Annotated in this window: 23 protein-coding genes; 19 read left to right on the forward strand and 4 right to left on the reverse strand. The window is 62.2% G+C overall.

Annotated features, from left to right (window positions below; all coding sequences use genetic code 11):
• The first annotated feature begins 1 nt into the window (after position 1).
• From QRN22_RS14440 to QRN22_RS14505, 14 genes are all read left to right on the forward strand, one after another.
• Positions 2-1,066 carry an acyl-CoA dehydrogenase family protein gene (locus QRN22_RS14440; RefSeq protein ID WP_042554617.1) on the forward strand — a complete coding sequence of 355 codons (1,065 nt, stop codon included), beginning with the start codon at positions 2-4 and terminating at the stop codon, positions 1,064-1,066.
• On the forward strand, positions 1,063-1,893 hold the full coding sequence (locus tag QRN22_RS14445) for an ABC transporter ATP-binding protein (RefSeq protein ID WP_042554618.1): 831 nt from the start codon (positions 1,063-1,065) through the stop codon (positions 1,891-1,893). The genes QRN22_RS14440 and QRN22_RS14445 overlap by 4 nt, the downstream gene beginning before the upstream one ends.
• Positions 1,859-3,058 (forward strand): ABC transporter substrate-binding protein, encoded by a 1,200-nt coding sequence (locus QRN22_RS14450; protein WP_042554619.1) that lies wholly within the window; start codon positions 1,859-1,861, stop codon positions 3,056-3,058. Before QRN22_RS14445 ends, QRN22_RS14450 begins: the two co-directional genes overlap by 35 nt.
• Before the next feature lie 5 nt (positions 3,059-3,063).
• Positions 3,064-3,822 (forward strand): ABC transporter permease, encoded by a 759-nt coding sequence (locus QRN22_RS14455; protein ID WP_042554642.1) that lies wholly within the window; start codon positions 3,064-3,066, stop codon positions 3,820-3,822.
• A 193-nt stretch (positions 3,823-4,015) separates the two neighbouring features.
• Positions 4,016-4,909: a TauD/TfdA dioxygenase family protein gene (locus QRN22_RS14460; RefSeq protein ID WP_042554620.1), complete on the forward strand. Its 894-nt coding sequence runs from the start codon at positions 4,016-4,018 to the stop codon at positions 4,907-4,909.
• Positions 4,910-4,961: 52 nt separating this feature from the next.
• Positions 4,962-6,005, forward strand: coding sequence for an ABC transporter substrate-binding protein (locus tag QRN22_RS14465; RefSeq protein WP_042554621.1), 1,044 nt, complete (start codon positions 4,962-4,964; stop codon positions 6,003-6,005).
• A gap of 5 nt (positions 6,006-6,010) precedes the next feature.
• Positions 6,011-6,874, forward strand: coding sequence for an ABC transporter ATP-binding protein (locus QRN22_RS14470; RefSeq protein WP_042554622.1), 864 nt, complete (start codon positions 6,011-6,013; stop codon positions 6,872-6,874).
• A gap of 13 nt (positions 6,875-6,887) precedes the next feature.
• Positions 6,888-7,754, forward strand: coding sequence for an ABC transporter permease (locus tag QRN22_RS14475; protein ID WP_042554623.1), 867 nt, complete (start codon positions 6,888-6,890; stop codon positions 7,752-7,754).
• Positions 7,755-8,476: 722 nt separating this feature from the next.
• On the forward strand, positions 8,477-9,493 hold the full coding sequence (locus QRN22_RS14480; protein ID WP_042554624.1) for an ABC transporter substrate-binding protein: 1,017 nt from the start codon (positions 8,477-8,479) through the stop codon (positions 9,491-9,493).
• A gap of 215 nt (positions 9,494-9,708) precedes the next feature.
• Positions 9,709-10,374, forward strand: a complete 666-nt coding sequence (locus QRN22_RS14485) for an amino acid ABC transporter permease (protein WP_042554625.1) — start codon at positions 9,709-9,711, stop codon at positions 10,372-10,374.
• Positions 10,355-11,014: an amino acid ABC transporter permease gene (locus QRN22_RS14490; RefSeq protein WP_042554626.1), complete on the forward strand. Its 660-nt coding sequence runs from the start codon at positions 10,355-10,357 to the stop codon at positions 11,012-11,014. Before QRN22_RS14485 ends, QRN22_RS14490 begins: the two co-directional genes overlap by 20 nt.
• Positions 11,011-11,772, forward strand: coding sequence for an amino acid ABC transporter ATP-binding protein (locus QRN22_RS14495; RefSeq protein WP_042554627.1), 762 nt, complete (start codon positions 11,011-11,013; stop codon positions 11,770-11,772). The genes QRN22_RS14490 and QRN22_RS14495 overlap by 4 nt, the downstream gene beginning before the upstream one ends.
• Positions 11,769-12,668, forward strand: coding sequence for a transporter substrate-binding domain-containing protein (locus QRN22_RS14500; RefSeq protein WP_042554628.1), 900 nt, complete (start codon positions 11,769-11,771; stop codon positions 12,666-12,668). Before QRN22_RS14495 ends, QRN22_RS14500 begins: the two co-directional genes overlap by 4 nt.
• A 419-nt stretch (positions 12,669-13,087) precedes the next feature.
• On the forward strand, positions 13,088-13,588 hold the full coding sequence (locus QRN22_RS14505) for a hypothetical protein (protein ID WP_042554629.1): 501 nt from the start codon (positions 13,088-13,090) through the stop codon (positions 13,586-13,588).
• A 133-nt stretch (positions 13,589-13,721) separates the two neighbouring features.
• Here QRN22_RS14505 and QRN22_RS14510 read toward each other — a convergent pair whose 3' ends face one another.
• Positions 13,722-14,354 (reverse strand): helix-turn-helix domain-containing protein, encoded by a 633-nt coding sequence (locus QRN22_RS14510; protein ID WP_042554630.1) that lies wholly within the window; start codon positions 14,352-14,354, stop codon positions 13,722-13,724.
• A 5-nt stretch (positions 14,355-14,359) separates the two neighbouring features.
• Complete coding sequence (locus QRN22_RS14515; RefSeq protein WP_179538123.1) at positions 14,360-14,518, reverse strand: hypothetical protein; 159 nt, start codon at positions 14,516-14,518, stop codon at positions 14,360-14,362.
• A gap of 259 nt (positions 14,519-14,777) precedes the next feature.
• Here QRN22_RS14515 and cysP point away from each other — a divergent pair, with 259 nt between their 5' ends.
• The 3 genes from cysP to cysW all read left to right on the forward strand — a co-directional run bounded on the left by cysP (position 14,778) and on the right by cysW (position 17,603).
• Complete coding sequence (gene cysP, locus QRN22_RS14520; RefSeq protein WP_042554631.1) at positions 14,778-15,791, forward strand: thiosulfate ABC transporter substrate-binding protein CysP; 1,014 nt, start codon at positions 14,778-14,780, stop codon at positions 15,789-15,791.
• 136 nt (positions 15,792-15,927) lie between these two features.
• Positions 15,928-16,776 carry a sulfate ABC transporter permease subunit CysT gene (cysT, locus tag QRN22_RS14525; protein ID WP_042554632.1) on the forward strand — a complete coding sequence of 283 codons (849 nt, stop codon included), beginning with the start codon at positions 15,928-15,930 and terminating at the stop codon, positions 16,774-16,776.
• Entirely contained in the window at positions 16,773-17,603 is an 831-nt protein-coding gene (gene cysW / locus QRN22_RS14530; protein ID WP_042554633.1) for a sulfate ABC transporter permease subunit CysW, read from the forward strand. Before cysT ends, cysW begins: the two co-directional genes overlap by 4 nt.
• Before the next feature lies 1 nt (position 17,604).
• Here cysW and ubiM read toward each other — a convergent pair whose 3' ends face one another.
• Complete coding sequence (ubiM, locus tag QRN22_RS14535; protein WP_042554634.1) at positions 17,605-18,780, reverse strand: 5-demethoxyubiquinol-8 5-hydroxylase UbiM; 1,176 nt, start codon at positions 18,778-18,780, stop codon at positions 17,605-17,607.
• 84 nt (positions 18,781-18,864) lie between these two features.
• Positions 18,865-19,302 carry a hypothetical protein gene (locus tag QRN22_RS14540; RefSeq protein WP_052493816.1) on the reverse strand — a complete coding sequence of 146 codons (438 nt, stop codon included), beginning with the start codon at positions 19,300-19,302 and terminating at the stop codon, positions 18,865-18,867.
• A 164-nt stretch (positions 19,303-19,466) separates the two neighbouring features.
• Here QRN22_RS14540 and QRN22_RS14545 point away from each other — a divergent pair, with 164 nt between their 5' ends.
• Both QRN22_RS14545 and galU read left to right on the forward strand, forming a co-directional pair.
• Positions 19,467-19,967, forward strand: a complete 501-nt coding sequence (locus QRN22_RS14545) for a CinA family protein (protein WP_042554635.1) — start codon at positions 19,467-19,469, stop codon at positions 19,965-19,967.
• A gap of 49 nt (positions 19,968-20,016) precedes the next feature.
• Entirely contained in the window at positions 20,017-20,853 is an 837-nt protein-coding gene (gene galU, locus QRN22_RS14550; protein WP_042554636.1) for a UTP--glucose-1-phosphate uridylyltransferase GalU, read from the forward strand.
• Positions 20,854-21,195: the final 342 nt, after the last annotated feature.

Genomic DNA, 21,195 nt, shown 5'->3' on the forward strand with positions numbered 1-21,195 from the left:
CATGCTGGATGCCAACCTGAGCCGCTGGCTCGACGAACAGGCCGGGGCACTGGACGGCGGCCAGTGCGATGCCGAGGCCGTGCTGCCGCAACTGGCGGCTGCCGGTGTGCTGCGCCTCGGCGTGCCGAAAGCGCTGGGCGGCGAGGGTGGCCACGTGGTCGACGCCTTGCGTGCGATAGCCGATGTGGCCAGCCATTCGTTGACGGCCGCCTTCGTGTTCTGGGGGCAGCGGGCGTTCATCGAATATCTGCTGCAGGGCGACAACCCGGAGCTGCGCGAGCGCCTGCTGCCTGCGCTGCTCGCTGGCGAACAGGCCGGCGCCACCGGGCTGTCGAACGCCATGAAGTACCTATCAGGGATTGAGGAGCTGGGCGTCAGTGCCACGCCTATCGACGACGGCTGGATCCTGAATGGACGGCTGCCGTGGGTCACCAATCTGCGCAAGAGCGGCTTCGTGGTGGCGGCAGCGATCGATCTGCCTGATGCCCAGCCGTTCGTGGCGGCATTTCCGGGAGATCTGGATGGTGTAGGGCGCAGCGAGGACCTGCAACTGCTCGGCCTGCAATCCAGCAACACCGCGGCGCTGCAGTTGCACCAGGCGCAACTGCAGCGCGAATGGCTGATCGCTGCCGACGCCAGGCGCTTTCTGCCGCAGGTTCGCCCGGCCTTCCTGGGCCTGCAGTGCGGGCTGTCGATAGGGCTGGCAGAGCGCGCACTGGCTGAAGTACGTGGCGCGCTGGCGCAGCGCTCGATCCTGCATGGCGATTACGAACGACTGGCGAGCACCCTGAGTCTCGAGCGCTTGCGCCTGGAGCAGGGCTTGCATGACGGCACCTTCCTCGCGCAACCATCGGCGCTGTTTGCCCTGCGCATCGGCCTGGCCGAGCGCGTCGCTGACGCTCTGCAACTGGAACTGCAGGCCAGTGGCGGGCGCGCCTATCTGCAGCCCCATGGCGATGGTTTCGCCAGGCGCTGGCGGGAGTCGGCCTTCGTGCCGGTGGTCACCCCCAGCCTGGTGCAACTGCGTGCTGAGCTGCAGAAGAAAGCCGCCCAGGTGTCGGCGTGAGCACGGTACTGCAGGCCCGGGACATCGGCCTCGCTTACCCGCAGGGCACAGCCTGGCAGCCGGTGCTCGAAGGGTTTCAACTCGATCTGCAGGCTGGCGAGGTGGTGAGCATTCTCGGCCCCAGCGGCGTAGGTAAATCCAGCCTGCTGCGGGTGCTGGCCGGTCTGCAGCAGCCGAGCCAGGGCAGGGTGGAACTGTTCGGCGAAACCTTGCGAGGCCCGCATCCGCGGGTGGCGGTGGCCTTTCAGGATCCGTCGCTGCTGCCTTGGCTGACGCTGGAAAGGAACGTCGCCTTCGGCCTGGATTTCGCTCGGCAGCCGCGTCGTGAGCCAGCCCAGCGCGAGGCGTTGATCGAGCGCGCCATCGCTGCGGTGGGCCTGAGCGAGGCCCGCGGCCGCTATCCGGCGCAGCTGTCCGGTGGTATGGCACAGCGCACCGCGCTGGCTCGCTGCCTGGCGCGCGAGCCGCACGTGCTGCTGCTCGACGAACCCTTTGGTGCTCTGGACGAAGTGACCCGGGCACAGATGCAGCAGTTGTTGCTGCAGATCATCCGTGAACAGCGCACCGCAGCCGTGCTGATCACCCATGACATCGATGAAGCGCTGCTGCTCTCCGAACGTATTCTGCTACTGGGCGACACCCCGGCGCGCACGTTGGGCGAGTGGCACATCGACCTGCCGCACCCCCGTGCGGATCTGGTCGACGAGCTTGGCGCGCTACGCGTCGACATCCTCAAAACCCTACGGCGGGCGAGCCGCGATCACGCACCCTCACCCCTGCAGGAGCCACAGCATGTGCCTGGACGATCCGACCCATTCCCGACGTGACATTCTCAAACTCGCCACACTGCTGACCGCAGCCGGTGCCTTGCCTTTGCTCAACAGCCTGCAGGCGCGGGCGGCCAGCGAGCCTGACGCGCCGGTGCGTATCGGCTACCTGCCGATCACCGACGCCACGCCGCTGCTGGTGGCGCACAACAACGGCCTGTTCGAGGCCGAAGGCATCAAATCCGAGCGCCCGGTCCTGTTGCGTAGTTGGGCCCAGGTGATCGAGGCGTTCATCTCCGGCCAGGTGAATGTCATTCACCTGTTGTCGCCGATGACCGTCTGGGCGCGGTACGGCAGCAAGGTGCCGGCCAAGGTGGTGGCCTGGAACCATGTCGGCGGCTCGGGCCTGACCGTGGCGCCGGACATCACCGATGTCAAACAGCTCGGCGGCAAGACCGTGGCCATCCCGTTCTGGTATTCGATCCATAACGTGGTGGTGCAACAGCTGCTGCGAGATGCCGGCCTGACGGCGGTGAGCAAGGCGACCACCGCCAGTCTCGCCGCCAACGAGGTCAACCTGATCGTGCTGGCGCCTTCGGACATGCCGCCGGCCCTGGCCAGCAAACGCATCGCCGGCTATATCGTCGCCGAGCCGTTCAACGCCCTGGCGGAAAACCTCAAGGTTGGCCGTATCCAGCGCTTCACGGGTGACGTATGGCGCAACCACGCCTGCTGCGTGGTGTTCATGCACGAACACGACCTGAACAACCGACCGGAGTGGTCGCAGAAGGTCGTCAACGCCATCGTCAAGGCGCAGTTGTGGACCCGAGACCACCGCGAGGAGGCCGCGCAGTTGCTGTCCAAGGACGGTAGCAATCGCTACACGCCACACACTCCGCAAGTGCTCAAGCAGGTCCTTGCCCCCGCGGCCAGCGAGCGTGAAGCCTACCTGGCCAGCGCCGCGATCCAGCACGGTGACTGGGCTGACAAGCGCATCGACTTCCAGCCCTATCCGTTCCCCAGCTACACCGAGGAACTGGTTCGTCGCCTGAAGGGCACCCTGATCGAGGGCAATAATGGCTTTCTCGCCAACCTCGACCCGGCGGCCACCGCCCGGGATCTGGTCGATGATCGTTTCGTACGCACGGCCATCGAAGCGGTTGGCGGCCTCAAGGCATTCGGCGCACCGGACAGCTTCGAGCGGGTCGAGGAGATTACCGTTTGATCAACCTGCTACGTACACACGCCGGGCCCTGGGGGCTTGGCGTGCTTGGATTGCTGAGCCTGTTCGGTCTGTGGTGGCTGGCGCTGGCGTTGTTCAGCAGTGGCGAGGGCCTGGCAGCACTGTTCACGCCGCAGGCCACCCTGGTCAGCCTGATCGAACTGCTGCAGCGTCCGGAGCTTGCCGAGCACGTCCTGGTGAGCCTCCGGCGTATTTTCATCGGTTTGGGCCTGGCATTGCTCATCGGTGTGCCACTGGGCTTGCTGGTGGGCAGTCTGCGTCATCTGGAATGGGCGACCACACCGGCATTCCAGTTCCTGCGCATGATCTCGCCGCTGTCGTGGATGCCCATCGCCGTCATGCTGATGGGCGTCGGTGATCAGCCGATTTATTTCCTGCTGGCGTTCGCCGCCGTCTGGCCGATCCTGCTCAATACCGCCGCTGGCGTGAAGCAGCTCGACAGCCGCTGGCTGCAGCTGGCACGCAGCCTCAGCGCGACGCGCCGGGAAACCCTGCTGCGGGTGATCCTGCCGGGTATCGTCGGCCACGTGCTGACCGGCGTGCGCCTGGCCATCGGTATCCTCTGGATCGTGCTGGTGCCCTGCGAGATGCTCGGCGTCAGTGCCGGGCTGGGTTACTACATCCTCGACACACGCGACCGCCTGGCCTACTCGGAGCTGATGGCGATGGTGCTGTTGATCGGCGTGCTGGGCTTTCTGCTCGATGCCGCAGCGAGGTGGCTGCATGGGCGCTGGAGTCACGTCTAGCGCCATGCTGGCGTACCGACGATCCAGCCATAAGTTAATTCTAAAACGATATTTAAAAGGAGATTCTTATATCTATATAGTTCGCCCATGCGTACCCGCTGGCTAACCGGCGCGCCGCACGACTGAATACAGGTGCCGAACACCTGCTTCTGAGATGCGCCTTGCTGGCGCCCTTACGTGTGGAGTTGCGCGAATGTCTGCCGTGTCCTTGAGTTCTGCCAATCACCAGCCAACGCAGAATTTTGAAGTACGCCCCTTTTCCGCTGCAGTCGGTGCCGAGATCGTCGGTCTCGACCTCAGCCGCCCGTTGAACGACGCTGATTTCGCCCGCGTTCACCGGGCTCACCTCGACCACAACGTCGTGGTGTTCCGCGACCAGCGCATTACCCCTCAGCAGCAGATCGATTTCAGCCGTCGTTTCGGCGTGTTGCAGATCCACGTGCTCAAGCAGTTCCTGCTGGCCAACCACCCGGAAGTCTTCATCATTTCCAACATCGTCGAGAACGGTCAGCCGATCGGTCTGGGCGATGCCGGCAAGTTCTGGCACTCGGATCTGTCCTACAAGGAATTCCCCAGCCTGGGTTCCATGCTGCTCGCCCAGGAGCTGCCGGAAGAGGGTGGCGACACGCTGTTCGCCAGCCAGCAACTGGCCTACGAGACACTGCCATCCGAGCTGCGCCAGGCCATCGATGGCAAGCGTGCGGCGCATTCCTACACCGCCCGCTATGCCGATGAAGTGTTCAAGGGCATCCGCCGCCCGACACTCACCGAGGCGCAGTTGGCCGAGGTCAAGGCCGTGATCCATCCGGTGGTGCGTACCCACCCGGAAACCGGGCGCAAGGGCCTGTTCGTCAACGAGAACTTCACCACCCACATTCTCGACGTCCCCGAGGACGAGAGCCGGCAGATCCTCACCGAGCTCTACGCCCACAGCGCGAAGCCCGAATTCATCTACCGCCACCAGTGGCAGCCGAACGACATGGTGTTCTGGGACAACCGCGCGCTGATCCATCTGGCGACCGGCTGCCCGAGCCATCTGCGCCGGCGCATGCACCGCACCACGATCCAGGGTGATGTTCCTTTTTAGACGCCTCACCCCGTTGTAACCCTATTTCTGCACCTTTGACTGGAGCCTCGACATGTCGGCAGGTAAGCGCTTTCCCTCTGTTCCCCGTTTTGGCCGCCTCGCCGGTGGCATCGCCCTGAGTCTGAGCTTGCTGGCAGGCAGCCTGGCGGCGCCGCAAGTCGCTCACGCCGAGGGGCAGATCCGCATCGCCGAGCAGTTCGGCATCGTTTACCTGTTGCTCAACGTGGTGCGTGATCAGCAACTGATCGAGAAGCATGGCAAGGCCGAAGGTCTGGATATCAAGGTCGACTGGCAGCAGCTCTCTGGCGGCTCGGCGGTCAACGATGCGCTGCTGTCCGGTGCCATCGATATCGCCGGTGCCGGTATCGGCCCGCTGCTGACCGTATGGGACCGCACTCACGGTCGCCAGAACGTCAAGGGCGTGGCCTCGCTCGGCAACTTCCCGTACTACCTGCTGAGCAACAACCCCAAGGTCAAGACCATCGCCGATTTCACCGAGAAGGATCGCATCGCCGTTCCGGCGGTGGGCGTGTCGGTGCAATCGCGCTTCCTGCAGTACGCCGCCGCCAAGCAGTGGGGCGACAAGGAGTTCAACCGCCTGGATAAATACACCGTGGCGCTGCCGCATCCGGACGCCACGGCGTCCCTGAAGGCGGGGGGCACCGAACTGACCGGGCATTTCTCCAATCCGCCGTTCCAGAATCAGGCGCTGGAAAATCCGGACGTGCACGTGGTGCTCGATACCTACGAACTGCTCGGCCCGAACTCGCCGACGGTGCTGTATTCCACCGAGAAATTCCGCAACGACAACCCCAAGACCTACAAGGCCTTCGTCGGTGCATTGGCCGAAGCGGCCGATTTCGCCCAGAAGGACAAGGGCGCGGCCGCGGACACCTACATCCGCGTTACCGGCGCCAAGATCAGCCGTGAGGATCTGCTGAAAATCATCGACAACGATCAGTTCCAGTTCACCGTCACCCCCACCAATACCTATCCGCTGGCCGACTTCCTGCACCGTGTCGGCGCCATCAAAAACAAACCGGCCACCTGGCAGGACTACTTCTTCGAAGACGCCGCCATCGGTCAGGGAAGCTGAAAACCATGAATGCCCCTCTGCAAGGCCACACGGCCAGCACGCTGAATCCAGGCGCCTTCGACACCGTTCTGCAGGTGGAGAAGGTCAGCCTCGAGTACCGCACCCCGCAGCGCGTCGTACGCGCCACCCACGAAGTCAGCTTCGAGGTGGATCGTGCCGATCGTTTCGTGCTGCTAGGCCCATCCGGCTGCGGTAAATCCACGTTACTCAAGGCGGTCGCCGGGTTCATCGAACCAGTGGGCGGCAGCATCCGTCTCGACGGCGCCCAGGTACGCGAACCGGGCCCGGATCGCATCGTGGTGTTCCAGGAGTTCGATCAACTGCCGCCCTGGAAGACGGTGAAGCAGAACGTGATGTTCCCGCTGCTGGCCTCGCGCACCCTGGGTCGCAAGGACGCCGAGGAGCGCGCCCTGCATTATCTGGAGAAGGTCGGCCTGGCCGCCTTCGCCGATGCCTATCCGCACACCCTGTCCGGCGGCATGAAAGCCCGTGTGGCCATCGCCCGGGCACTGGCCATGCAGCCGAAGATCCTGCTGATGGACGAGCCCTTCGCCGCCCTCGATGCCCTGACGCGGCGCAAGATGCAGGAGGAGTTGCTGGAACTGTGGGAGGAGGTGCGCTTCACGTTGCTGTTCGTCACCCACTCCATCGAAGAGGCGCTGATCGTCGGTAACCGCATTCTGCTGCTGTCACCCCATCCGGGGCGGGTGAGGGCGGAGATCAACAGTCATCAGTTCGACCTGCACAGCCTCGGTGGTGTGGGCTTCCAACAGACCGCGCAACGCATCCACCGCCTGCTGTTCGACGAGGAGGTCGACAGCGGCCAAGGCGCCGAGCTGGGCTTCCACGATATCCGCATCGCCTACTGAGGAGATTGAAACCATGAGTCTTTCCCCCGCACGGCGTGAGGAATACGAAATCCCCCTGCAACCGTTGCCTGGCCTCAAGGTCGAGCGCGAGCTGTCTCTGGGGCAGCGCCTCTGGCAACAGGGCTGGCTGCGCAAGTCGGTGATCCTGCTTGGCCTGGCGCTGATCTGGGAGCTCGCGGCCCGTTACCAGGGCAATGACCTGCTGCTGCCCAGCTTCCTGCAGACCGCACGCGCCTTCATCGAAGGCGTGGGCACTGGCGAGCTGGTGGAGAAGACCGCCATTTCCCTGTCGGTGCTGGTCAAGGGTTACCTGATCGGCATCGGCATGGCCTTCCTGCTCACCACCCTGGCGGTGTCGACACAGCTGGGCCGTGATCTGCTTTCCACCCTGACCTCGATGTTCAACCCGCTGCCTGCCATCGCGCTGCTGCCGCTGTCGCTGCTGTGGTTCGGCCTGGGCGAGAACAGCCTGATCTTCGTGCTGGTGCACTCGGTGCTGTGGGCGCTGGCGCTCAATACCTACGCGGGTTTTCTCGGCGTTTCGGAAACCCAGCGCATGGCCGGGCGCAACTATGGCCTTAAGGGCCTGCGCTTCGTGCTGTTCATTCTGGTGCCCGCTGCACTGCCGTCGATCCTTGCCGGCCTGAAGATCGGCTGGGCCTTCGCCTGGCGCACGCTGATCGCCGCCGAGCTGGTGTTCGGTGCGTCCAGCGGCAAGGGCGGCCTGGGCTGGTACATCTTCCAGAACCGTAACGAGCTGTACACCGACAAGGTGTTCGCAGGTCTGGCCGCGGTGATCCTGATCGGGCTGCTGGTGGAGAACCTGGTGTTCGCCACCCTGGAACGCGTCACCGTCAAGCGCTGGGGGATGCAGCGCTGATACGCAGGGGGCACGTCACCGACCTACCTGTGCAGCACGAGTCGTAGGGCGGGCTTCAGCCCACCAGTTGGAGGCACCGTTGGTGGGCTGAAGCCCACCCTACATGCTGATACGCAGGGGCACGTCACCGACCTATCTGTGCAGCACGGGTCGTAGGGTGGGCTTCAGCCCACCAGTTGGAAGCACCGTTGGTGGGCTGAAGCCCACCCTACAAGGGGCACTTCACCTATCTACCTGTGCAGCACGGGTCGTAGGGTGGGCTTCAGCCCACCAGTTGGAAGCACCGTTGGTGGGCTGAAGCCCACCCTACAAGGGGCACTTCACCTATCTACCTGTGCAGCACGAGTCGTAGGGTGGGCTTTAGCCCACCAGTTGAAGGCACCGTTGGTGGGCTGAAGCCCACCCTACATGCTGATACGCAGGGGCACGTCACCGACCTATCTGTGCAGCATGAGTCGTAGGGTGGACTTCAGCGCACCAGTTGGAGGCACTGTTGGTGGGCTGAAGCCCACCCTACATGCTGATAGGCAGGGGCACGTCACCGATCTACCTGTGCAGCACGGGTCGTAGGGTGGGCTTTAGCCCACCAGTTGGAGGCACCGTTGGTGGGCTGAAGCCCACCCTACATGCGGAACCGGATCGCTGATCGGCCCACTGCAGGGCATTCGGAACGACCAGGATGCACAAGTAATTTTACTGAATCACATAACGAGAACTACACGATGACCAACACCTTCAAACTCGGCCGCCTAGCCACCGCTTTGGGGCTGCTCGGCGCCCTGGCAACCCCGCTGGCCGCTCACGCGGAAGGCAAGATCAGCATCGCCCAGCAATTCGGCATCGGCTACCTGGTGCTGCACGTGGTCAAGGACCAGCAACTGATCGAGAAGCACGCAAAGGCCCAGGGCCTGGACGAGATCGAGGTCGAATGGCGGACCATTTCCGGTGCCACGGCAATGAACGAGGCGCTGCTGGCCGGTGCCATCGACGTGGTATCGGCAGGCGTGCCGCCGATGCTCACCGTCTGGGATCGCACCCACGGCAAGCAGAACGTCAAGGCCGTCGCCTCGCTGGGTTCGCTGCCCAACTACCTGCTGAGCAACCGCGCCGAGGTCAAGACGCTGGATGATCTGAGCGACAAGGACCGCATCGCCGTGCCCGCCGCTGGTGTCGGCTTCCAGTCGCGCACCTTGCAGATCGAAACCGCCAAGCTGTACGGCAATGCCGACTTCCAGCGTTTCGACAAGATTTCCGTGAGCCTGCCGCACCCGGACGCCACCGTGGCGCTGACCAAGGGTGGCTCGGAAATCACCGCGCATTTCTCCAGCCCGCCATTCCAGTACCAGGCGCTGGAGAACCCGGACGTGCACAAGCTGATCAGCTCCTACGACATCCTTGGCGGCCAAGCCACCTTCAACGTGCTGTACGCCACCGAGAAATTCCACGACGAGAACCCGAAGACCTACAAGGCCTTCTACGACGCACTGGTCGAGGCATCGCAAATCATCAAGGCCGACAAGGCCGCGGCGGCAGAGACGTACATCAAGGTCGAGAACTCCAAGCTGCCGCTGGCGTTCGTCAAGAAGATCATCGAAGACCCGGAGAACGACTTCACCGTCTCGCCGCAACGCACCTTCATCTACGCCGAGAAGCTGCATGAACTGGGCGTGCTGAAGAACAAGGCGGCTTCCTGGAAGGATTACTTCTTCGAAGAAGCCTACGCCAATCCGGGTAGCTGATAGCGGTGACCAGAAACTAGCGGGCCGTTGAAAAACGTCAGCGATGGCAACGCAGATAGTTTTTCAAAGCCTGCTAGCGCGGGTGATCCCCGCGCGCAATTAGCCCTGCACTGCTGCGCACAACGCGGCAGTCGATTGTTGGTGTCGATGATGCGTTCGTTCGTGGTAACCGGCCTGCAGGTGCAGGCCCCCTTGTATGACGGCGGTGCGCAGCCATGAGCTTCGACTGGCCGTTCGTTTTATCGACGCTGCCGGCCTTTTTGAAAGCCGTTGGCGTTACCCTGCAGGTCGGTGCCATTGCCATCGCCTGTTCCTTGCTGGTAGCGCTGCTCAACTCGGCGATCCTGGTCTGGCGGGTGCCTTTGCTGCGCCGCCTGGTCGGCTTGTACGTCGAGGTGGCGCGCAACACGCCGTTGCTGATCCAGCTGTTCTTCATCTATTTCGCCTTGCCGGTGATCGGCATTCGGCTGTCCGGTTTCGCGGCGGCGATCATCGCCATGACCTTTCTCGGCGGTGCCTACCTGACCGAGGTGCTGCGCGCTGGGGTGGAAGCGGTGCCCAAGGCGCAGATCGAATCGGGGCTGTCCATCGGCCTGTCGCGCTGGCAACTGCTGCGCCACGTGATCCTGCCCCAGGCCGGTCTGCTGAGCCTGCCAGCGCTGTTCGCCAATTTCATCTTCCTGCTCAAGGAAACCACCGTGGTATCGGCGGTGGCAGTGCCGGAGATTCTCTACACCACCAAGAGCTACATCGCTCTGTACTACAAGACCTACGAGATGCTCGCGGTGATGACCGCCCTGTGCGTGCTGCTGTTCCTGCCGCTGTCGCTGTTGCTGGGTGTACTGGAAAGGAGGCTGCAACATGGCCAGTTCGGGTCTTGAGCTGCTCTGGGTGTCGGCGCCACAACTGGCCCGCGGTGCCTGGGAAACCCTGAGTATTTCGGCGTCGGCCATTGCCTTCAGTACCGCTGGTGGGGTGCTTTACGGCGTGCTGCGCAGCCTGGGTTCGGGCTGGGTCGACGGTGTGCTGCGGGTCTATCTGGAAATGTTCCGGGCGATCCCGGTGCTGGTCTGGCTGTACCTGTTCTTCTTCGGCCTGCCGATCTTCGCCGGTATCAGCGTGCCGAGCTTCTGGTGCGCGGTGCTGGTGCTGTCGCTGTGGGGCGCCAGCGAGGTGGGCGAAGTGGTGCGCGGCGGCTTGCAATCTCTGCCACGTGGTCAGCGCGAGGCGGGCCTGGCAATCGGTCTGAATACCTGGCAGCTGTACGGCGAGGTGCTGCTGCCCCAGGCCCTGAAACGCATCACGCCGCCGACCATCAACGTCTATACGCGACTGATCAAGACCAGTTCGCTGGCGGTGCTGATCGGTGTGGTGGATGTGATCAAGGTAGGCCAGCAGATCATCGAACGCACCTACGAGTCGGTGCTGATCTACGGCTTTCTGTTCCTGTTCTTCTTTGTGCTCTGTTATCCGCTGTCGGCCGCTTCGCGTGTGCTTGAACGGCGCTGGAGTCATGCATGACCGCGTTGATCGAACTCGCTTCATTCAGTAAAAGCTTCGGCGCCACACCGGTGCTGCGTGCCGTCGACCTGCGCGTCGAACGCGGCGAGGTGGTGGTGATTCTCGGCCCCAGCGGCTGCGGCAAAAGCACCTTGCTGCGCTGCCTCAATGGCCTCGAGCAAGGGCAGGGCGGCAGCCTGCGTTTCGCCGGCCGCGAGCTCAATGGCAAGACCGACTGGCGTGCCGTGCGCCAGGAAATCGGCATGGTATTCCAGAGCTACCACCTGTTCCCGAACAAGACGGTGCTGGAGAACATCCTGCTCGGCCCGCTCAAGGTGCAGAAGCGTCCCTTCGCCGAAGCCCTCGCGCAGGCCGAGCGTCTGCTCGAGCGGGTCGGCCTGCTTGACAAGCGCAATGCCTATCCCCGCGAACTCTCGGGTGGGCAGCAGCAGCGTATCGCCATCGTCCGCGCGCTGTGCATGAACCCGCAGGTGATGCTGTTCGACGAGGTGACCGCAGCCCTCGACCCGGAGATGGTCAAGGAAGTGCTGGAAGTCATCCTGGGCCTCGCCGAAGGCGGCATGACCATGCTCATCGTCACCCATGAAATGGCCTTCGCCCGGGCGGTGGCCGACCGAATCCTGTTCATGGACGGCGGCGTGATCGCCGAACAGAACGACCCTGAAACTTTTTTCAGCAACCCGCAAACCGCACGCGCGCAGCAGTTTCTGGAGAAGTTCTCCTACGTGGAAAACATGCCCAAAAGGAAAGCGCAATGACCTTCAAATCTGCCCTAGCATTCCCGTTACTCGCCGCCAGCCTGCTGATTGGCTGCGGCCCGTCCGATGAACCCAAGCAGGCCGCTGCCGAGCCTGCCGCCCCGACGCCACCCGCTGCCGAAGCGGCACCGAGCGACAGCTACCTGGAGAAGATCAAGGCCCGCGACAAGCTGATCGTCGGCGTCTTCAGCGACAAACCGCCGTTCGGTTTCGTCAACGAGCAGGGCGAGCACGTCGGCTTCGATACCGATATCGCCAAACGCTTCGCCAAGGACTTGCTCGGTGACGAGAAGAAAGTCGAGTTCGTGGTGGTCGAGCCGGCCAGCCGCATCCCGTTCCTGCAGAGCGACAAGGTCGATCTGATCCTCGCCAACATGACCGTCACTCCCGAGCGTGCGCAAGCGGTGGACTTCACCAATCCCAACCTGCGTGTCGCCGTTCAGGCTCTGGTGGCCGACGGCAGTGAGGTGCAGAAACTCGATGATCTGGCCGACAAGACCACCATCGTGACCACCGGCACCACGGCCGATATCTGGCTGACCAAGAACCATCCTGAGTGGAAGCTGCTCAAGTTCGAGAAGAACTCCGAGTCGCTGCAGGCGCTGGCCAACGGCCGCGGCGATGCCTACGCCCAGGACAACCTGGTGCTGTTCAGCTGGGCCAAGCAGAATCCGGGCTATCGCGTTCTGCCCGAAACCCTGGGTGATGAAGCTCCGATCGCACCTGCAGTGAAGAAGGGCAATATCGAACTGCGCGACTGGGTGAACGACGAGCTGGCCAAGCTGGGAGAAGAGAAGTTCCTGCTCGCTCTGTATGACCAGTACGTGCGCCCGGAGCTGGCGGAAGGTACCGACCCGCAGGCGATCATCGTCGAAGGCGGCAAGTGGAAGGAGTGATTCGCTCCTGACGGCAACTGCAAGTCAGCAAGGCCCGCCCTGGAAACCAGGCGGGCCTTGCTGCATTCAGGGCTCGTGAAGTTTCTCAGACGGTGGTCTGAGGCAGGCAATAGGCAAGGGTGTCGCCTTCAGGACGATTTTTTTGCGCTCAGGTTAGAACGATTATTCACTTCGGTTATTTGCTAAGCACTGAAAGATATATCCATAACGTCCATATCCACTTCATGGCATCTACGCTGATCGCTGAAGCGTCGTTTCCGACGCTGGGGCACGTTACGGTGACACAAATCGCTCGATTTTCCCCGTCAACACGCCCGTTTTGGCTGCGCTGCTGACAGCTTGTCTGGTGTGCTGAGCGGCCTAGAATCGCCTCCAACGAAACAGCTTCAAGACCCTTCCAGCCAATCAAGGAGTTCACCATGATGAACGCAATGCAAATGCCGATGAATGCCAACATGCCGATGATGATGGGCATGCCCATGATGATGGCGACCATGAGCTGCGACATGCAGGCCGACTGCATGAACTGCACCATGATGCCGGCTGCTGGCATGGACAAGGCGATGTTCAAGAACAGCGCCGAAATGATGTCCATGATGATGGATTGCGCCATGCCGATGATGATGCACTGCGGCAACATGTCGATGATGTGCATGTCGCAGGACGCCATGGCCAAGATGCCGATGAACATGATGATGATGCCTGCCATGGGTATGGGCATGCCGATGCCGTCCATGCAGTGCGCCATGGAATGCAGCATGAGCGCCGACGGCATGATGATGTGCAAGATGATGCCGATGCCCGGTATGGACATGATGATGTTCAAGCGCTGCTGCGAACTGATGATGAAGATGATGGATTCCGGTATGCCGATGATGATGAGCTGCAATGGCATGCCGATGATGTGCTGCACCTGCTGATTCGACAGCAGTAGACAGTGGCAAAAAATCGCCAGGAGCGATTTTTGACGTCGCTTGCGACCGCCCGTAGGGCGACCGCCAGGGATGGCAGGCCACAAAAAGAAGCCCGGCCTTGCGCCGGGCTTCTGCGTTTTCAGTCCAGCCGTTCCGGATACTTGACCACCAGATAGCACAGCGCTTCGCTGTCTGCCGGGTTGCGGTAGCGGTGTGGCTGGTCGGCGTAGAAGAGAATCGCGTCGCCAGTCGACAACAGGTAGCGCTCCTCGTTGACGCAGACTTCCAGCACGCCTTGGGCCACTACCAGGTTTTCCTGGGTTCCGGGAGCATGCCCATCGGCTTGCTCCTCGGCCAGGGGAGCGAGGCGCAGCTCGTAGAATTCCGACTGTCGAGCGATATCGAACGGGAACAACGCCCTGCTGACGAATGCGCCGCTGGCACTCACCAGACGCCTGCTGGTGCGCGCCGGCAACAGCGCGACGCCTTCGAATGCACGGCTTTCGAGAAAGGCGGCCACCGACACCTTGAGGCCCTTGGCGATCTTGCACAGCACCTTGATCGACGGCGTGCTGCGACCTGATTCGATCTGCGCCAGCATGGCACGACTCACGCCGCACTGGCGGGCGAGGGCATCCAGGGAGAGGTTGCGTTTGCAGCGCAGGCGCTGAAGGTTGTGGGCGACCAACTGGCTGGTCTGGTCGTCAGGTTCATTGTCGTCGGGCGCGCCGACGACTTCAGGTTTGGCGGGAAAGGGGCTGATCGTGGTCATGGCCCTCAGCTCCGGCAGGCTTGATCCACGTGCGCCATTTGTAGCTGAGCGGCCGGAAAGCTGAAACGACTCGCGTACATGGCCCACATCGCTTCAGCCATGAGCCGCGCCTGGCGGCGTTTACGGTAGCTGGTGAAATCGATCACTGTGGCGGTATGGGTCATGGTGGTTCTCTTGCGCTGTGGCGTATGTGCCGACTCTACCCAGACTTTTTTAGATCCATAAATAATCAATTTTCATGTGGTAATTCTTTTTGGGAATTTAGCTGTCTTGCTAAAAGCTGGTTACAGGAATGGAGGAGGGAAGTGGCCTTTCTAGTGCGTAGTGGAATATGTTTATGATAAATAGATTCTTTTACGGAATAAGGCCATCAAGCAGACTGAAGCCGTCATCCGTATCCATCTCGTAAGGAAACCCTGGATCATGCTCAAGAAACTCCTGCTGGCGACTGCCGTCACCACCTCGCTGCTCGGTAGCGCCGCCGCGCTGGCTGCGGACAAGCCGATTCTCAATGCCTCCTATGACGTCGCCCGTGAGCTGTTCGCCGAGATCAATCCCAAGTTCCAGGCCCACTGGAAGGCCGAGACCGGCAAGGATCTGAAAATCGACCAGTCGTTCGCCGGCACCTCGCGCCAGGCTCAGGACATCATTCAGGGCAAGAAGGTCGACACCGTGACCTTCAACCAGGTCACCGACGTGGACATCCTGGCCAAGCGTGGCCTGGTGCGTAAGGATTGGGCCGAGCAGTTCCCCAACCATAGCTCGCCGTACTACAGCACCACTGCTTTTCTGGTGCGCAAGGGCAACCCGAAAAACATCAAGAACTGGGACGATCTGGCCCGTTCGGACGTGAAACTGGTATTCCCCAACCCGAAAACCTCCGGCAACGCCCGCTACAGCTACCTGGGCGCCTGGCTGTACGCGAACGAAGCGTTCAAGGGCGATGAAGCCAAGATCAAGGAATTCGTCGGCAAGATCCTCCACAACGTCGAGAACTTCCCCACCGGCGGTCGGGGTGCCACCGTGGCCTTCGCTCAGAACGGGCAGGGTGACGTGCTGCTGAGCTTCGAATCTGAAGTGGTGAATATCGCCAAGGGCGAAGAGTTCAAATCCGGTGAATTCGAGGTGATCGTGCCGCCGGTCAGCGTGCTGGCCGAATTCCCGGTCGCCGTGGTGGACAAGGTGGTCGACGAGAAGGGCACCCGGGATGTCGCCAAGGCCTATCTGGACTTCCAGTACAGCAAGGACATCCAGAAGCTGCTGACGACCTACCACTACCGCGTACAGGACAAGGAAGTGGCCGCTGCGACGGCTGGTCAGTTCCAGGATCTGCGCCTGATCAACCCGACCGAAGTCCTCGGTACCTGGGACGAGATCACGGCCAAGCACTTCGACGGCAATGCTATTCTTGACCAGCTTCTGGCCCAAGGCCGGTAATTTGGCTGTCGCAACGATCTGCTGCGCGTCGGCCCTGCGGCTTTCGAGATCGTGATGATCGCTGAAGGCTGAGCTGCATCAGCTGTATTTCACAAACCGCCACCTTCCGGCGGTTTGTGCATTGAAGGACTTTCGAGTGAGCAAGACCCCCGTTTTCTTCCTGCAGAATCCGTTGCTGCCGGGCTTCGGCCTGAGCTTCGGTTTCAGCGTCTTCTACCTGTCGCTGGTCATCCTGTTTCCGCTGTCCGCACTGTTGCTGTACGTCAGCGACATGAGCTGGGCGCAATACTGGCAGGCGATCAGCGATCCGCGCGTGGTTCAGAGCTACAAGGTGACCATCAGCGGCGCCTTCTACTCGACGGTGATCGTGCTACTGATCGGCCTGCTGATCGCCTGGATCATCACCCGTTACGAGTTTCCTGGCCGTCGCCTGGTCGATGCGCTGGTGGACTTGCCGTTCGCGCTGCCGACCTCGGTAGCCGGCCTGACCCTGGCGACCCTGCTGGTGCCCGGTGGCTGGCTCGGCCAGTATTTCGACGCCGCCGGTATCAAGATCGCCTATGCCTATCCCGGCCTGCTGATCGCCATGGTGTTCACCAGCCTGCCGTTCGTGGTGCGTACCGTGCAACCGGTGCTGCAGAGCCTGGGCACCGAGTACGAGGAGGCGGCCAGCACCCTGGGTGCCAACAAGTGGCAGAGCTTCGCTTACGTGGTGCTGCCGAGCCTGACGCCGGCGTTGATCACCGGTGCATCCCAGGCGTTCGTGCGCAGCCTGGGCGAGTTCGGCGCGGTGATCATGATCGCCGGCAACATCCCGTTCAAGACCGAAGTCTCGTCACTGATGATCTTCGTGCGCCTGCAGGAATTCAATTACCCAGCAGCGGCGGCGATCGCCTCGGTAATCCTCCTGGCTTCGCTGTTCCTGCTCTTCGCCTTGCAGGTGGTGCAGGGGCGCTTGTTCAAATGGCAGAGGCAGAGCCGATGAAAAAGCCTCAGCATTGGCATCAATGGTTACTCATCATGCTCGGCCTCGGTGCAGTCGCGCTGATGCTGCTGGTTCCCCTGGCGCTGATTTTCACCCGGGCGCTCAGTGGCGGCTGGAGCGTGCTGGTCGACAACCTCTCCCAGGACTACATGCAGCACGCGATCGGCCTGACCCTGCTGGTTGCCGCGCTCACCGTGCCGCTGAACCTGTGCTTCGGCATCCTGCTGGCCTGGTGCGTGACCCATTACGATTTCCGTGGCCGCAAGCTGCTGACCACCCTGGTGGACATTCCCTATGCCGTGTCGCCGGTGGTCGCCGGTCTTTGCTACCTGGTGGTCTACGGGCTGGAAACCGCCCTGGGCCAATGGTTCTACGATAACGACATGCAGTTGATGTTCGCCTGGCCCGGTATCGTCATGGTCACGGTGTTCGTCACCGCGCCTTACGTGGCGCGCATCCTGATTCCGGTCATGCAGTCCCAGGGCAACGACGAGGAAACCTCGGCGCTGTGTCTGGGGGCCAATGGCTGGCAGATCTTCCGCCATATCACGCTGCCCAACATAAAATGGGCGCTGCTCTACGGCGTGGTGGTCACCAATGCGCGGGCAGTGGGCGAGTTCGGTGCGGTCTCGGTGGTGTCCGGCACCATCCTCAACCAGACCCTGACCTTGCCGCTGCTGGTGGATCAGCTGAACAACGACTACAAGCCGGTGGCGGCCTTCACCGCTGCGGCCCTGCTGGCCTGCATGGCGCTGTTCACGCTGTTCCTCAAGACCTACATGGAGTGGCGTCAGCGGGTCAACATGCAGCGCGCTGCCGACAGCTGAATCAGCCCGTGACCTGCGTCAGGTGCCGGGCCAGTGCCGCCTTGAACGGCGGCATGTTCTGCGCCAGGCGTAGCCCGGCATTGCGCAGCAGGCGCGTGGGCATTCGATCGTCGGTGTACAGCCGCACCAGCAGGCTGGTGGCCTGATACAGCGGCCAGCTGGCGCGCTGCTGGGCACTGGCGTATCGCTGCAGAACGGTGGGGGCGCCGATGTCGCGACCCGCGCGCGCTGCATCGAGCAACACCCCCGCCAGCCGCTGCTGGCTCTGCACACCCAAGTTGAAGCCATGGGCCGTCACCGGGTGCATGCCCACCGCGGCGTCACCGATCAATGCACAGCGCAGCCCCGCGAAGCGCTGCGCATAGACGCCCACCAAAGGATAGACATGGCGTTCGCCGATCAGCGCCATGCGCCCGAGGCGTCGCTCGAAACGGCGCTCCATGTTTCGGGCGAAAGCGTCCGGCGCAAGCGTCAGCATCTCGTTCATTTCCTGCGCTGGCAGGGTCAGCACCGCTGAGGCACAGTTGCCGTTAAGCGGGAGCAGGGCGAGCGTCTGCCCGTAACCGAACCACTCCCAGGCCACCTGTTGGTGGCTGCGCTCGTGGGCCATGCGACAGACCAGCATGCTCTTGCCGAAGTCCTCCATGCGCGCGCCGATTCCCAGGCGTCGCCGGGTCTCCGAAAAACGACTGTCGGCTGCCACCAGCAGACGTGTATTGAAGTGCTGGCCATCGCTCAGGCGCAGCGCCACGGCGTGCCTGGAGCACTGCAGCTCCGTGATCGTGCAACCGCTCAGCAATTCGACGTCTGGGCAGTCGCTCAGCGCCGCGAACGCCGAGCGGCGGATCGCCTGATTGGGTACCAGGCAGCCCAGACGCTCCGCGCCAGCCGAGGCCGCGAGGATGCGCAGTGCGTAAGGCGAGGAGCCATTGAACACCTGGGCGTCACGAAGTGGAGATATCTCGTCGGCCTGCAGATGCCGCCACATGTTCAGTGACTCCAGCGTCTGTCGCGAGGCACGGGTGAGGGCGATTTCACGGCCATCCGGCGGCGGATTCGCCACGGCATCGAGGGGCTGGCGTTCGATCAGCCGAATGGAAAGTCCGTGGCCGGACAGGGAACGGGCCAGGCACAGACCAGCCGGCCCGGCTCCGACGATGACGACATCCACTTGCATGGCGATTCCCGCATTGCTGACAGACATCTACTGTAGGTCAGCGAATGCAGGGGAACATTGCCCAGGATCAGGCAAACGCTGCGATCACCAGAAGCCGATGGGATGACGCTCGTTGATGTAATCGAGTGGCAGGGCGAAGCCCTTGCGGAAGAAGTTGGCCAGACGGGTATCGATGACCTTTTCGTTGACCGACGCCAGCAGCGATTCCTGGCGATGGATATCGCCGCTGTCGGCGTAGTACTCCTCGTGCAGCATGCGCTGCGCGGCAAGGTTGGCGACCAGGCTGTAGCTGCTCACCAGACCTTCATCGGGGCGACTGACCGCCAGGATCAGGCGCGGCTTGTCGTTTTCCAGCACCAGATCGACCACCACGTCGAGATCGTGATTGCGGGCATAACTGGCTGCTTCTTCGAACAGAGGGCGCGCTTTCTCGCTCAATGCCTGGATGAATGCAGTGCGGATCGAGCTATCGCTCACGTCATGCAGTTCATGGGTGTCTTGCAGCTTGCGCAGAGTATTCACTTCATTGCCCCTTGGGTTCGGCCTGCTGTCTAGCGTGGGAAAAACAGGCGGTGCAAAGAGTTCAGGCTGCTCGATAAATGGTCTCTGCTAATTGTCCGGAACTTGTGTGCCCCATGCACTGCCATAGACACACAGTAACGATTGGGTCGGAGAATTTCGCCAGCATGCAAAACATCGAGCAGGCGGTCCATTTCCTGGAAAAGTACAACCTGGTGCTGAGCACTGCCGAGTCGGCCACGGCCGGGTTGCTGGCCGCTACCGTCGCGGCGGTACCGGGCTGTGACGGCGTGCTAGAAAGCGGTTTCGTAGCCTATTCCAAGCGCGCGATGCAAGCCAGCCTCGGCGTCAAGCTGGAGACCATCGAGACCTTCGGCATGAACAGCGAGGAAGTCGCCCGTGAGATGGCCATCGGCGTGCTGAAGGTCAGCAGTGCCGACATCATCCTGGCCATTACCGGCGCACCGACCGCCGACGACAAGAGCGGCCAGGAAGTGATCGACGGCGCCATGTGCTTCGCCTGCGCCACGCGTCTCGCCGAGCATGAAGGGGTGACCAGCGAGACCGTCACCTTCCCCGGAGACAATAACGAACGGCGCGCCGCTGCAGCGCGCCACGCTTTGCTGCGACTGCCCTATTACTACGAACGGCTGCGCCAGACCTCCTGATGCCAGCGGTTCAGCGACTTGTGCAACATTGACCACTCAAGGAAAACACATGATCAAGAAATGCCTGTTCCCAGCCGCCGGTTATGGCACCCGCTTTCTCCCGGCGACCAAGGCCATGCCCAAGGAAATGCTGCCCGTGGTCAACACCCCGCTGATCCAGTACGGCGTGGAGGAAGCCCTCAACGCCGGCTTGACCGAGATCGCCATGGTGACCGGTCGTGGCAAGCGCTCCTTGGAAGACCATTTCGACATCAGCTATGAGCTCGAGCATCAGATCCGCGACACCGAAAAGGAAAAATACCTGGTCGGTATCCGTCGCCTGATCGACAACTGCACCTTCTCCTACACCCGTCAGGTGGAAATGAAGGGCCTGGGCCACGCCATTCTCAGTGGCCGTCCGCTGATCGGTGACGAACCGTTCGCCGTGGTACTGGCCGACGACCTGTGCCTGAACATCGAAGGCGATGGCGTACTGACCCAGATGGTCAAGCTGTACAACCAGTTCCGCTGCTCGATCGTCGCGGTACAGGAAGTACCGATGGAAGAGATCCACAAGTACGGCGTGATCGCCGGCGAGATGATCCGTGACGACATCTTCCGTGTCAGCCACATGGTCGAAAAACCCAAGGCCGAAGACGCGCCGTCGAATCTGGCGATCATCGGTCGCTACATCCTCACTCCGGACATCTTCGACCTGATCAAGGACACCCAGCCAGGCAAGGGCGGTGAGATCCAGATCACCGACGCGCTGATGAAACAGGCTCAGGAAGGCTGCGTACTGGCCTACAAATTCAAGGGCCGCCGTTTCGACTGCGGTGGTGCAGAGGGTTACATCGAAGCGACCAACTTCTGCTTCGAGAACCTCTACCGCGAAGGCCGCGGCTGATACGCCGAGCCGTACGAAAAACCGGGCCTCGAGCCCGGTTTTTTTATGCCTGGCTGAGCTTGCGGGCGAGTGACGAAGCAGCATCAACATCGCCGTGCAGCCACTATCGCTTCGCGCCGAGGTCGACGCTCCTGGGTAATGCACTTACCCAGGCGCGTGCAATCACCTGTAGGAGCCCGCTTGCGGGCGAATCGCGAGGCAATGCCGACATCCCGGTGCAGCCACTATCGCTTCGCGCCGAGGTCGGCGCTCCTACGGTCGTGGCGGTGACACATTTACCCAGGCGACTGCATTCACCTGTAGGAGCCCGCTTGCGGGCGAATCGCGATGCAATGCCGACAT

It is taken from the genome of Pseudomonas sp. MEJ086 (assembly GCF_030209025.1).
Classification (GTDB): domain Bacteria; phylum Pseudomonadota; class Gammaproteobacteria; order Pseudomonadales; family Pseudomonadaceae; genus Aquipseudomonas; species Aquipseudomonas fulva_A.